The sequence below is a fragment of the Massilia sp. P2_C2 genome (assembly GCF_056404615.1).
Genome location: NZ_JBFUDR010000176.1, coordinates 1 through 12,844, shown reverse-complemented (window position 1 = coordinate 12,844; position 12,844 = coordinate 1). Strand labels below are relative to the sequence as shown.

General features: G+C 64.7%; 13 protein-coding genes. 5 read left to right on the top strand and 8 right to left on the bottom strand.

Annotation, left to right across the window (positions count from 1 at the left end; genetic code table 11):
* The 8 genes from xrtA to AC1DYX_RS19330 form a co-directional block, all read right to left on the bottom strand.
* On the bottom strand, positions 1-827 hold an 827-nt coding region (xrtA, locus tag AC1DYX_RS19365), incomplete at its 3' end, for an exosortase A (RefSeq protein WP_477261766.1).
* A complete protein-coding gene (locus AC1DYX_RS19360; protein ID WP_477261764.1) occupies positions 818-2,020 on the bottom strand; it encodes a TIGR03087 family PEP-CTERM/XrtA system glycosyltransferase in 1,203 nt (400 codons plus the stop codon). The genes xrtA and AC1DYX_RS19360, both read right to left, overlap by 10 nt.
* A 13-nt stretch (positions 2,021-2,033) precedes the next feature.
* Positions 2,034-3,143 carry a FemAB family XrtA/PEP-CTERM system-associated protein gene (locus AC1DYX_RS19355; RefSeq protein WP_477261762.1) on the bottom strand — a complete coding sequence of 370 codons (1,110 nt, stop codon included), beginning with the start codon at positions 3,141-3,143 and terminating at the stop codon, positions 2,034-2,036.
* Entirely contained in the window at positions 3,140-4,018 is an 879-nt protein-coding gene (locus tag AC1DYX_RS19350; protein ID WP_477261760.1) for an XrtA system polysaccharide deacetylase, read from the bottom strand. Before AC1DYX_RS19350 ends, AC1DYX_RS19355 begins: the two co-directional genes overlap by 4 nt.
* Positions 4,019-4,020: 2 nt before the next feature.
* Entirely contained in the window at positions 4,021-5,103 is a 1,083-nt protein-coding gene (locus AC1DYX_RS19345; RefSeq protein ID WP_477261758.1) for an XrtA/PEP-CTERM system-associated ATPase, read from the bottom strand.
* A gap of 16 nt (positions 5,104-5,119) precedes the next feature.
* On the bottom strand, positions 5,120-6,703 hold the full coding sequence (locus tag AC1DYX_RS19340) for a TIGR03016 family PEP-CTERM system-associated outer membrane protein (RefSeq protein ID WP_477261756.1): 1,584 nt from the start codon (positions 6,701-6,703) through the stop codon (positions 5,120-5,122).
* On the bottom strand, positions 6,684-7,637 hold the full coding sequence (locus AC1DYX_RS19335) for an XrtA-associated tyrosine autokinase (RefSeq protein WP_477261754.1): 954 nt from the start codon (positions 7,635-7,637) through the stop codon (positions 6,684-6,686). The genes AC1DYX_RS19340 and AC1DYX_RS19335 overlap by 20 nt, the downstream gene beginning before the upstream one ends.
* A gap of 18 nt (positions 7,638-7,655) precedes the next feature.
* Positions 7,656-9,194, bottom strand: a complete 1,539-nt coding sequence (locus AC1DYX_RS19330) for an XrtA system polysaccharide chain length determinant (protein ID WP_477261752.1) — start codon at positions 9,192-9,194, stop codon at positions 7,656-7,658.
* 367 nt (positions 9,195-9,561) lie between these two features.
* On the opposite strand from AC1DYX_RS19330, the gene AC1DYX_RS19325 reads away from it, so the two are divergent.
* From AC1DYX_RS19325 to AC1DYX_RS19305, 5 genes are all read left to right on the top strand, one after another.
* The gene (locus tag AC1DYX_RS19325; RefSeq protein WP_477261750.1) at positions 9,562-10,395 is read left to right on the top strand and encodes a S1C family serine protease; all 834 of its coding nucleotides are present in this window, start codon (positions 9,562-9,564) and stop codon (positions 10,393-10,395) included.
* A 176-nt stretch (positions 10,396-10,571) separates the two neighbouring features.
* A complete protein-coding gene (locus AC1DYX_RS19320; protein ID WP_477261769.1) occupies positions 10,572-11,177 on the top strand; it encodes an XrtA/PEP-CTERM system exopolysaccharide export protein in 606 nt (201 codons plus the stop codon).
* A 193-nt stretch (positions 11,178-11,370) separates the two neighbouring features.
* Entirely contained in the window at positions 11,371-11,994 is a 624-nt protein-coding gene (locus AC1DYX_RS19315; RefSeq protein ID WP_477261748.1) for a hypothetical protein, read from the top strand.
* 15 nt (positions 11,995-12,009) lie between these two features.
* Entirely contained in the window at positions 12,010-12,276 is a 267-nt protein-coding gene (locus tag AC1DYX_RS19310; RefSeq protein ID WP_477261745.1) for an HPr-rel-A system PqqD family peptide chaperone, read from the top strand.
* On the top strand, positions 12,270-12,844 hold a 575-nt coding region (locus AC1DYX_RS19305), incomplete at its 3' end, for an HprK-related kinase A (RefSeq protein ID WP_477261743.1). The genes AC1DYX_RS19310 and AC1DYX_RS19305, both read left to right, overlap by 7 nt.

Below are 12,844 nucleotides of genomic sequence, written 5' to 3'. Positions count from 1 at the left end.
ATCCAGAACATGACGAACATCACGAGGCCGAAGAACAGCCAGCCGTAGATGATGTGGTCGACGCCCGTCGCCAGCTCCATGCCGGACAGGTGGCCGATCATCACGATCATGTAGGCGCGCAGGCCATTGGCGATGATGGGCACGACGACCGACAGGCCGATGAACAGGGCGCGGCGGAAGGCCGAACGGTAGGTCAGGTAGGCGTACAGGCAGCCCAGCGTGATCGACGAGATCAGGTAGCGCACGCCGCTGCAGGCCTCGACCACCGACCAGTTCCCGGTCGGCAGCTCGAAACGGGTGCCGCTGCGCAGCACGGGGATGCCGGTCGCGCGCACGGCCCACACGGTGAAATCGGCCGTGAACTGGATCAGCGGGGCGACGAAGATCTCGCCGAACGGCACGGCGAACAGCAGGAACAGCAGCGGAAACATGAGCGAGCCGGCCAGGCGCGGGCCGAACAGCGCCAGCGCGGCGACGGGGAACATCGCGACGAACGTGTACTGCGATACGACCTGCACCTCGCCCAGCTGCGCCGCGAGCCAGCCGGCACCCAGGACGGCCAGCAGCATCAGCGCAGGCGGCCACGGCTTCGGCGGGTACAGGCTGAAATTCTCGCGCCGGCGCCACACGAGCCACAGGCTGATCGGCAGGATCACGTAGCCGTGCGCGAAGGTTTCGGAGCTGTTCCAGATCGAGACGATCGAGCGTACCGTGCCGAGGTACAGCAGGAACGGCGCGAGCAGCGCGAGCGCGATCAGCGCCGTACCCTGGCGCGAGATGGGAGCGGCAGGGGCGTTGACCACGCCGGGCGGCGGTTTCAGGAACATTCGAGGCTCTCCCCTATGCAGGCCAGGTTGCTGGACCAACTGTAGCGGCGCTGGACCTTGGCGCGCGCCGCCGCGCCGATCGCGGCGGCGGCGCTGTCCTGGCCGGCCAGCAGCGTGCTCACGGTGTCGACGAACGCGCCGGCATCCTCGGCCAGCACCAGTTCGCTGCCCGGCACGGCGTCGATGCCTTCCAGCGCCTGCGGCGACACGACCACCGGCGTCGCCATCGCCATCGCTTCCAATACCTTGTTCTGGATGCCGCGCGCGATGCGCAGCGGCGCCACCGACACGGCGGCGTGCGCGATGTACGGCCGCACGTCCGGCACGGTGCCCGTCACGACCACCCCCGGCAGCCTGGCCAGTTCCTGCACGGCCGGCGCCGGCCGGGCGCCGACGATGTAGAACTTCAGGTTGGCGAAGCGTTCGCGCAGCGCCGGGAACACGTCGGCCGCGAACCATTGCACGGCATCGACGTTCGGCCAATAATCCATCGCGCCCGTGAACACGAGGGCGCGCTCGCCCGCCGGGTACGGGTCCGCATGCGGCTGGTCGGGCGAGAAGTAATCGGTATCGACGCCGTTGTTGAAGTGGCCGATCTTGGCCGTGCTTTCCGGCGCCAACTGGCGGAACAGATCCGCTTCCGGCGCCGAGACGAACAGCGACGCGTCGTATTCGCGTGCGACGCGGCGCTCGTACGCGAGCAGCTGGCGCGCCTCGTAGCGGTACAGCCAGTTCATCGGCCACGATTTCTGGTCGGCGTATTGGCGCCACTTGTCCGAGTCGACGTCGCAGAAGTCGACGACGCGCCGCGCCGAGCGGTAAGGGTCGGCGTACTGCGCCATCGCCGACGAGAACACGAGCACGCGCTCGATCTTATGTTTCGCCACCGTGTCGTCCACCCAGCGCGCGAGCGAGGCGTCGCGGTAGTATTCGAGCGAGAGCGAGCGGTTCTTCACGAGCGCCTGCAGGCTGCGCAGGCGCGCCACCAGCGGCTTCATGCCCGCGAAATGGCTGCTGGCGCACAGCGCTTCGACGTGCGGCACGTACTGCCAGTCGTCGGGGTCGTCCACGAAGGTGGCCAGGTGCACGCGGTAGTGCCGGGCCAGGTGCTTGAGCAGGTGGTACGAGCGGATCTTGTCGCCCTTGTTGGGCGGATACGGGATCCGGTGGATCAGCAGCAGCAGGTCTTTCACGATGTTTTCCTCATCACCCCAGGTTGCGGACGATGTAAGGCCCCATGAAGTTTGCGAGCGGCAGCGGCAGCTTCTTCCACATCTTGATGAACAGCTGGTATTTCGGGTTCAGCGGGTTGTTGTCCGGCAGCGCGGTCGCGCCGTACAGCTTGTACTCGTACGGCAGGTGTTCCGCCGTGAAGCCCCAGTTCTTCTTGAAGTCGTAGGCGCCGGTGCCCAGCTTGCTGCGGCCGAAGTCGAACAGCCGGCAGCCGCGCGCGGCCGCCGCCTGCATCAGGTTCCAGTACATGAAGTCGTTGCCGGCCACTTCGCGCGCGAGGTCCATGCCGCCGCCGTAGTAGGGCACGACTTCCTCACGCCAGAAGAACGACAGCACGGCGGCCACGAGGCGGTTGTCTTCCGTGACGATGGTGCGCACCTCGCACTCGTCGCCGAAGACGTCCTGCAGCATGGCGAAGTATTTTTTCGGGAACACCGGCGTGCCCAGGCGGTGCACGCTGTGCGCATAGGCGTCGAACATGCGGTCGACGTTGTTGTCGACTTCGCCGCGCAGGCCCAGCTTGATGCCCTTGCGGACCATCGCGCGCTGCTTGCGCGGGATGGCGTTCATGTTGGCCTCGTCGTCGCCGCTGATCTCCTTGCGGAAGGTGACGTACAGTTCCTTCGTGTGCCAGGCCGGGTCGTCCGGGTGGAAGCGCTGCATGCCGCGGTATTCCAGGTGGCCCACGCCGAGCTGCTGCGCGAGTTCGTGCGCGGCCTGGTCGAGCATGGCGCGTGCGGCGTCGTCCGTCGCGGCGGGCCCGCCGTACACGCAGAACGGCATCGCGCCGAGCGAGTGGCCGAACAGGCGGCTCTTGATTTCGGCGAGCGGCAGCACGCCCAGGATCTGGCCGTCCTGCTCGACGTAGTAGAACCAGGTCTTGATGCCGAACGAGCTTTCGATGACCTTCTGCCAGCCGGACAGGTGGAAGAAGGTGGCGTCCGGGCAGGCGCGCACGAAGGCGTCCCAGCGGCTGTATTCTTGGGGCTGCAGCAGGTGCAGCGTGAGGGGGGACGCGGCTGGCATGGGCGCGTGTGCCGTGCCCGCGCGTCTGGCGGCAGCGGCTTCGATGATCGAGTTCATGGGCGATTCAGGAAGATGTGGTCCATCCGGTCCCACGCGAAATCACGCGCGAGGGCTTCGATGCGGCCTTCCATCCGGTCGATGTTGATGTAGTGGCGGAAGCGCGCCTTGGCGCCGAGGCCTGCGGGGCGCGGCTGGCCGGCGTCGATTTCCCACGGGTGAAAATAAAACAGGGCGGGCTGGCCATCCTCGCGGTTGACCTTGGCCATCATCCAGCGCGACAGCGCATAGGGCAGCAGGCGGAAATAGCCGCCGCCGCCGGCCGGCAGGTTGCGGCCCATCATCTGCACGGTCGTGATCGGGATTTCCAGCAGGCCGTCGGTGCCGTTCGGGTAGAACGCGAAGCGCGGCGCTTCCGGCATGCCGTAGTGGTCGTGCACGACCGGGTAGATGCTCGAGCTGTAGCGGTAGCCCGCTTCGAGCAGCTCGTCCAGCGCCCACAGGTTGTCGCGGCCGATCGAGAAGCTGGGCGCGCGGTAGCCCAGCACGGCCTGGCCGCCGATGTCCTCCAGCAGCGCTTTCGCGGAGCGGATGTCGTTGGCGAATTCGGCGCGGGTCTGGTCCGACGCACGCAGGTGGCCGTAACCGTGGCTGGCCAGTTCGTGGCCGGCGGCGACGATCCTTTTCACGACCTGCGGATAGCGCTCGGCGATCCAGCCCAGGGTGAAGAAGGTCGCGCGCACGCCATGGCGCTCGAACAGGGACAGGATGCGCTCCATGTTGGCTTCGACGCGGCATTCGCGGCTCGGCCAGCTGGAGCGATCGATGTAGGGTGCGAATGCGGAGACCTGGAAGTAATCCTCGACGTCGCAGGTCATCGCATTGCGGATGCGTTGTCCCGGGGCCGGTGCGGGCCGCGGGACGAGTTCGATCATGTTCATTCCTGGTTATCCATAGGCTGGGTTACCGCCCCCTGGGGCGTGGCGACGATCTTCTTCAGGATCGACAGCACGGATACGATCGACTTCTCCAGGCGCATCATGCGCTCGTCCAGCACCTCGACGCTGCTGGCGCGGCGCTCGCCGGTGCGCTGGTCGATGGTGCGCAGGCCGGTCCGGTACGCCGCGTCCAGATCGGACTCGGACGCGGATTCGGACGCATATCCGGGCAGCGCGTCCGCGGCCGGCGTACCGACGGGATCGGGTACCTCGAATTCCTCGCTGATGTCCTTCACGACCGTGTTGATGTCCTGTTCGGTGAACGCGTGCATCTCTTCCAGGAAGCCCATCAGCAGCACGCGGTCCATCAGCGTGTTGACCTTGCGCGGGATGCCGCCGCTGTAGGCATAGATCGCGGCGTGCGCGCCTTCGTCGAACGACGGGTCGCCCTGCCAGCCGACGGTGTGCAGGCGGTGCTCGACGTAGGCGCGGGTTTCCTGCGCATCCATCGGGCCCAGGTGGTAGCTGGCGATCACGCGCTGGCGCAGTTGCTGCATGCCGGGGCTGTGCAGGGTGGCGCGAAATTCCGGCTGGCCGAGCAGGAAGGTCTGCAGCAGCGATTTGTCGTCGGTCTGGAAGTTCGACAGCATGCGCAGTTCTTCGACCGTGCGCGCGGACAGGTTCTGGGCTTCGTCGATCACGAGCAGGGCGCGCTTGCCCTGGTGGTCGACGTCGCACAGGAATTTTTCCAGGCGGGTGAGCAGGTCCGTCTTGCTGGCGCCTTCATACGGCAGGCCGAAGGCGGAGACGACCATGCGCAGCGTATCGTCCGGGTCGAGGTGCGTGTTGACGATGTGGGCGGCGACGATCTGGTCGGACGGCAGCCGGTTGAACAGGTTGCGCACGAGCGTGGTCTTGCCCGCGCCGACTTCGCCGGTGATGACGATGAAGCCTTCGCCCTGCGACAGGCCGTACTCGAGGTAGGCCATGGCACGCTTGTGGCCTTTACTGCCGAAGAAGAAATGCGGATCCGGGCGCAGCTGGAAAGGCTTGGCGGAAAATCCGTAGAAAGACTCGTACATCGTATGTCTCCGCCGCTCAGAACTGAACGGAAAGCGCCCCCACGATGGCATTCTCGTGGTAGTCGCGGTTGTCGAATACCCCGACGCGGCCCTTCGAATGGCGCAGGTCGAGCGATGCGATGGACTTGGCGTCGAAGCGCTTGCTCAGTCCCATGGACAGCTGGCGGACGTCGTTGGTGATGCCGGTCTTGACCGATTGCGCGTTCACGCCGTACAGGGTGGCATGGGCCGACGTGCGCGTGGACAGCCGGTAGTCGAAGCTGGCGCTGGCGCCGCGCTGCTTCGTGTCTTCGTTCAGGGTACTGAGCTGGGACGGCAGCAGCGTGCTGTCTTCCTGCTGCAGCGACAGGGCGGCCGTGCGTTCATTGAACACGGTCATCACCAGGTCGCTGCGCGCGCCCTTGAACGCGACGGAACCCTGCAGGCGCTTGTTGCGCATGTAGCGGTTGCTCAGGAAATTGATGCTGTCGACCAGCGTGGGCGGCAGGCCCGTCTGTGCCATATAGGCCTGCACGATCTGCTGGCGCACCACCGGATCGGGGTAGGCCGTGGCGAACAGGCGGTCGAGCAGGGCGGCCGTGTCGACCGCGGCCGGCAGCAGGAATTGCTGGCGCGTCGTCGTGATGATGTCCGCATAGTTCAGCGACCAGACCGTGCGCGGGGTACGGTAGCTGGCGTCGAACGACCCCGTCTTGCCGAAGTAGCGCCGGCCATACGTGGCCTGGACCTTGGTGCGCGACGAAGGCGCCCAGATGAAGCCGCCGGACCAGCTGCGGCCGCGCGTCTGTTCCCCGAGCGCGCGGTATTCGTACTTGTCGTAGCCGACGGTGGACGTCAGGCTCAGGTGCGGCGAAACGCGGTATTGCAGGCCCGCCAGGCTGTTCTCGGTCGAGGTGTCGCCGGACCGCTCGGCGGTCATGTCCTGGCGCGAATAATGCAGGTTCCAGCCGAGATCGGGGAAGGCGTAGCCGCTGACCAGGTCGGCCGAGCGCGTGGTCGCCATGCTGTTGCCGAAGCCATTGCCGCTGCCGCCCTCGACCGAGTCGCGCGCGACGSGCGCCGTCAGCGTCGCCGTCGAGCCGAAGCGGTGGCGCAGGTAGGGGCTGATGCTCCAGGTGCGGATATTGGTACCGTTGTTGGCCGTGTACGAGTTGTTCGGCACCGGGCCGAACGCCGACACCGCCTGGCGCGTGCCGTTGGCGCTGGCGTCCACGAACAGCGTATCCCTGACGACGACCCCCTGGGCCGAGGCCGAGTAGCGCAGGTCGCTGTTGCGCAGGTTGGACGTGGCGTCCGTGCTGTAGACGTACTTGCGCCATTCCGCGCTGGCGCCCACTTTCAGGCGCGGCGACATGCCGGCGACGTTGACGCTGGGCGCCAGTTCAGTGATGAAACCGCCGCGCGTCAGGTCGTCCGGCTGGCTGCCGATGTTGTCCGACCAGGTTTCGCGCGCCGTCACGCTGGGCGTGACTCTCCATTCCGCCCGGCAGTCATTCGACAGCAACAGGATGGCCAGTGCAAGCGGCGTGAGTCGGAGCGCGGCGTTGCTTGGCCATTTGACCAGCCGGGGAGCGGACAAATTAGCCGTAGTGATAGTCATACGTTTCTTCGATGCCGGGGAACTCCCTGGTCTTGTTATAGATGAGATTGACGTTTTGATTGCCGTCCAGCTGGCGCAGCGCTTCCTGGACCGCGTGCTGGGTCGTCGTCTGCGCTTCCACCACCAGCACGATCTGGCCCATGTGCGAGGCCAGCACGCGCGCTTCGCTGGTCAGCAGCAGCGGCGGCGAATCGAAGATCACGATGCGGTCGCGATAGCGGTTGGCGATCTCGTGCAGGAGCGTTGTCATGGACGAGCTGGCCAGCAGTTCCGTCGCGCGCGGCGTGCTGGTGCCGGCCGGCAGGATCGTCAGCGTGTCGACATTGGTGCGCAACATGACGTCGGCCATGTCGATCTTGTCGTCCACCAGGATGTCCATCAGGCCGCGGTGCGCTGGCAGGCCGAGCGAGCGCAGCACCGACGGGCGCGCGACGTCGGCATCGACGAGCAGCACGGTGTGGTCGAGCTCCATCGCGATGCTCATCGCCAGGTTGATCGCGCAATATGTCTTGCCTTCGCCCGGCAGCGAGCTGGTCACCATGATCAGGTTGCCCGGCTTGTCAGCCTCCTTGCGTTCGACGAAGGCGCGTTGCAGCAGCGGGCGTTTGATGACGCGGAAATCTTCCAGCAGGCGCGTGCGGCCGCCGGCGGCCGTTACCATGCCCATGTCGCGCATGCGGTTCAGGTCCAGTTCGACCCGGCGGGTCGAGAATTTCTGTGCGGGGCGCGGCGCGGCCTGCTCGGCTGCGGGCGCGGCTGCAGCCGCAGCCATGGGTTCGCCGGGCGCAGGCGCGGCGGGCGCCGGCGCCGGGGCAATCGGAGCGGCCGCGGCGGCGGCCTCGATCGCGTCGATGGCGGCCGGCTCGGGCGTCCGGGCGGCGGCTGCATTACGCTTCAGGTCGATCCGGCTTGCCGCTTTTTCGATGATGCTCACGGTGTACTCCTTGATTTCTTAAAGCGTGGGGCGGACGAGGATCGCGGCCATCCCAATGCCGTAGGCGCCGAACAGCAGCAGCACGGATCCGGCCAGCGCAATCAGGCGGCGCTTGCGTTTGACGGTCTGCTCCGGGGTCCAGTTCATGCCGATCGAACCGAGCACCGGCAGGCCGGTCACCTCGCGCAGCGTGCTCTGGGTCAGGAAGGTCGGACGCAGCTGGCTCATCATGAACGCGGCAGCCAGGCCGGCGATGAGGGCGCCGACGAAGACCAGCGAGAACAGACGCACGCGGTTCGGGCCGGTCGGATGGTTCGGCACGGTGGGCGGATCGATCACGCGGAATTGCAGCATGTCGGTGGCCGACGTCAGGTCACCCGACAGGCGCGCCGATTCGCGGCGTTCGACCAGCTTCTGGTAGTTTTCGCGGTTGACCTGGTAGTCGCGGTTCAGCTGGGCCAGCTGGGCTTCGACTTCCGGTGCGATCGTGCTCTGGTTGCGCAGGCGCGCCACGCGGTTCTCGTACTCCGCGACGCGGGCCCGCATCGACGCCACGCGGGCCTCGGCCTGCGACAGCGCGACGTTCAGCTGTTGCAGCATCGGGCTGTAGCTGGCGCCCGGGTCGAGGCTGCGTTTCTTGTGCTTGCCCAGGTCGGCCTTCTGCGCGAGCAACTGGTCGAGCAGGCGGCGGTTGGCGATCACGTCCGGATGCTGTTCCGTGTACTGCAGGCGCAGGTTGTCCAGGTTCTTCTGGGTGGCCGCGATGCGCGCTTCCAGTTCCGGATCGATGAGGGCCGGATCGATCGTCTTGGTGCCCGGCTTGACCGGATCGCCGTTGATCTGGTGACGGATCGCGTTGCGCGCCTGTTCCGCCTCGGCCAGTTCCAGCTTGGCCTGGTTCAGCTGGTCGCTCGCCTGCATCATCTGGCCACCGAAGTCGCCGCCACTGTCGCGCGGCAACATGCCGATGTTCTTGATCTTGAACTCCTTCAGCGAGTTCTCGGCCGCGGCCAGTTTTTCCTCGTAGGTCTTGATCTGGTCATCGATGAACTGGACCGCCTTTTCGGAATCCTGCTTCTTGCCGCTGAAGCTGCCCTCGACGAAGATCGTCAGCAGCGACGACACGACGTCCTTGCCCAGCTTGGCATTGTCGGACATGTAGGTGATCGTGTAGATGTCGTCGCGCTCCGTGCCGGACACCTTGATCTGCTGCATCAGATCGTCGACGATCTTGTCATGTTCCTTGGTGTCCTTGGCCTTGACGTCGAGGTCGACCATGCGCATCAGGCGTTCGACGTTCGGGCGGCTGATCAGCGTGCGGCGCATGAACGTGACCTGCTGGTCCAGGTTGGGCACGCTCGTCATGCTCGACAGCAGTGGCTTGAGGATGCTCTGCGTGTCGACGTAGACGCGTGCCGACGCCTCGTATTGATTGGGCAGGCGCAACACCACCGCCCAGCCGATCAATGCGACAACCCAGGTAATGACGACGGCATGCCAACGGTATTTGCCAATCGCTTTCAGGAAGTTAAGAAGTACGGCTGTGATCTCTGCCATCTCGTCAGTCTCGCCAAGAACGACCCGTTTTCCTTGTGGAAATTGGGCCAAAAATAATCAAATACCTTGCATGATCGCTTGTACCCCGAGCAATTGCAATTACGCGCGAGAAAAATGTGGCGAGCTCATTCGGAAGTGCCTCATCTGCAACACAAGTGCTGGAAAGCAATCTGAGGACCATGCGGTTCTTTAATCAACGTCCGTTAACTATTAGCACGGATTCAACAAAAATTCGTTAAACCGTTGTATGGCTTCAACGCCATCGCGATGCAGAGGGCGTTCCCATCGCGTAGACTAGCGGCGCAACTATTGTTCAGTTCAAGCGCTTTATTGTAATGTCTAAAATGCAAAAAGGGGTGCACGGTTGATGCTGGCCCTAAAGAAGGATCGCGCGCCGGTCAACCCGTCTTCCCGTTCCCGGCGGCATCACGTGCTGGGCTTGCTGGCCATGCTGGGCCTGGCGGGCAGCACGCTGCCGGGCCAGGCTGCGGCGGTCGACCTGCGACCCATCGTCCCCACCGTCAAGCGTTCGGTGGTGGGCATCGGTACGTTCGAGCGCACCCGCAGTCCTTCGATCGTGTTCAGCGGCACCGGTTTTGTCGTGGGCGACGGCCTGGATGTCATCACCAATGCTCACGTCATCCCGGCCACCTTGGCCGAAGGCAAGCTCGAGCAGCTCGGCATCGTGTTGCCGGATGGGGAAGGCGTACGTTTCCGCCCCGCCGAACTGATGATGCGCGACAATGAACACGACCTGGCCCACCTGCGTCTCAGCGGTACGCCGCTGCCCGCGCTCGAACTGGGCGACTCGGACAAGGTACAGGAAGGACAGGAACTGGCATTGACGGGCTTCCCATTGGCGATGGCGCTGGGCCTGCATCCGGCCACGCACCGGGCCACGCTGGCGGCCGTCACGCCCATCGTCCGTCCCTCGATCGGGGCTCGCAACCTCGATCCGCGCCAGATCGCCGCCCTGCAACGCTCGCCGTTCAATATCTTCCAGCTCGACGCGACCGCGTATCCCGGCAACAGCGGCAGCCCACTCTACGATCCCGCCACCGGCAAGGTGCTGGGTGTGATCAATGCCGTGTTCGTGAAAGGGCTGAAGGAAACGGCGATCACGGCGCCGAGCGGCATCACGTACGCGATCCCGGCGAAGTATGTGGCAGAGTTGTTGCAGAAAGCTGAACTGAAAAAGTAATGTCGCGTCGTGATCATGCACAATTTGTATTGTGCGCACTCTTTTCGTTTGGCACTATGTTATACAATACAGCGGTGTTAGCGACTTAATAACAACGGTTTTAGACAACGGACAAGCGGCTGCAACAGTGGCCTGGACGAAAGGGATCTGACGTGGGCAAGTACAAGGCGAACCTGATGAAACACGCGGCGATCATGCTGGCTGCCGCAAGCGTACTGGCGCTGGGCGGTTGCGCGACCCGCGGCCAACATGCGCCGATCGAGACGCAGGTGGCCGACACCCAATACCTGATTGGGCCGGGCGATGCCGTCAACATTATCGTGTGGCGCAATCCGGAAGTGTCGATGGCGGTTCCGGTGCGTCCGGACGGCAAGATCACGACGCCGCTCGTCGAAGACCTGCCGGCCGCCGGCAAGACGTCGACCGAGCTCGCGCGCGACATCGAAAAAGCGCTGGCGAAATACATCCAGCAGCCTGTCGTCACCGTCGTCGTGACGGGCTTCGTCGGCAATTACGACGAGCAGATCCGCGTGATCGGCCAGGCGACCAAGCCACAGGCGCTGCCGTACCGCCGCAACATGAGCCTGATGGACGTGATGATCGCCGTCGGCGGCACCACCGAATTCGCGGCCGGCAATCGTGCCAGCCTGATCCGTACTGTGGAAGGCAAACAGCAGAAATTCAACGTCCGGCTGGACGATCTGATCAAGGATGGTGATATTTCCGCCAACGTGCCGATGCGTCCGGGCGACGTCCTCGTTATCCCGGAGAGTTTCTTCTAACAACATCGCTCGTCGATATTTTTTACATCACCCGGCATTCCAACATACAATGGTAGTTGCTGGGTGGTACGGGGCCAAAATAAGTATCTGATCTAACGTAAGTTTTTCTTCCGAGAAGCATCTTGGCTTGAAACTTGCTAGATCACTTGCGGGGTCGCCCTCAGTGAGCGCGACAATATTTTGGGGAACGCACGTGGCTACCGAAAATCAAGATAACGACAAGATCGAAACGGCGCCGTCCTTGACTCAAAGGGGCGCCGCCCGCCGTCGCCTGGCCAGGGTCGGCATCGGCGCCGGTGTGCTGGCAACGCTGGAAAGCAAGTCGGCAATGGCGTCGATGGTCTGCCGCTCGCCGTCGGGCTCGCTGTCGAACGGCCTGGCCGCCAGCCATTACATCAATGGCAAGGCGCCCGTCTGCAATGGCATGTCGCCGGGTTACTGGAAGCAGTCCCAGCATACCTGGCCGGTGTCGCGCGACCTGACCTTCGCCAGCATCTTCTACGCGGTCAGTCCCGGCACCACCTGTCCGGTCCGGGCCGCTTCCTACCCGAACGGCAAGTGTTACCAGCCGGGTTCGTACTTCTGCGCCAAGCTGGAAGACATGCTGAGTTCGCAGGATTTCGACAAGAACAACGTCGGCATGCACCTGGTGGCGGCCTACCTCAACATCCAGGCGAAGTACATCAACTTCATCGATCTCACCGACCTGCAGACCATGTGGAGCGAGCTGCAGACCACCGGCCGCTACAGCCCGACCGCCGGGATCTATTGGGACAATGCCCAGGTCGCGAACTACCTCAGTTCGATCCACGACTGAGCGACGGCAAACCGCATGTGGCGTGTGACGCCGGGCCAGGCGCTGGCCTGCCGGGAATGGGATGGGGAAGCCGTGCTGTACAACGATTTGTCGGGCAACACCCATCTGCTGGATGGCGCCGCGCTCGACCTGTTGCACGCCCTGCGCGACCAGCCCGCCGACGCCGCCACGCTGGCTGCCCGCCTGGCCGATCATGTCGATGCCGGCAACGACGACCTCGTTTCCCTGATCGACGACATGCTGGCCGCGCTGGCCGGGCTCGACCTGATCGAACCATGCTGACGGTCGGTTCGCTGTCGCGCGCCGAACTGGCGGCGCGCCTGTCCGGCGCCGGCCTCGTGCTGCGCACCGGCCCGTTCGCCAACCGCATCCGCAGCGACGTCCAGCCCCTGATCGATGGCGTCGCGCTGATGTATGCCGATTACCCGGTCGATCCGGAAGGCGGCTTCGTCGATTTCCACCTCGATTTCCTGCGCTCGGGCGGCCTGCGCCGCTGGGTCCGTTCGCAAGTCCATTTCGCCTACGACGGCACGACGCCGTTCCAGCCGCTGCCCCTCGGACAGGCGTATCCGATGCTGGAATGGACCATGAACTGGTGCGTGTCGCACCGCGCGCACGGCTACCTGATCATCCATGCGGCCGTGCTGGAAAAACATGGCCGCGCCATCATCCTGCCGGCGCCGCCCGGCTCCGGCAAGAGCACGCTGACGGCCGCGCTGCTGGGACACGGCTGGCGCCTGCTGTCGGACGAGATGACGCTCGTGCACCTCGACGACGCCGTACTCGTGCCGTTGCCGCGCCCGGTCAGTTTGAAGAATGCGTCGATCGACATCATCCGCACCTTCCGTCC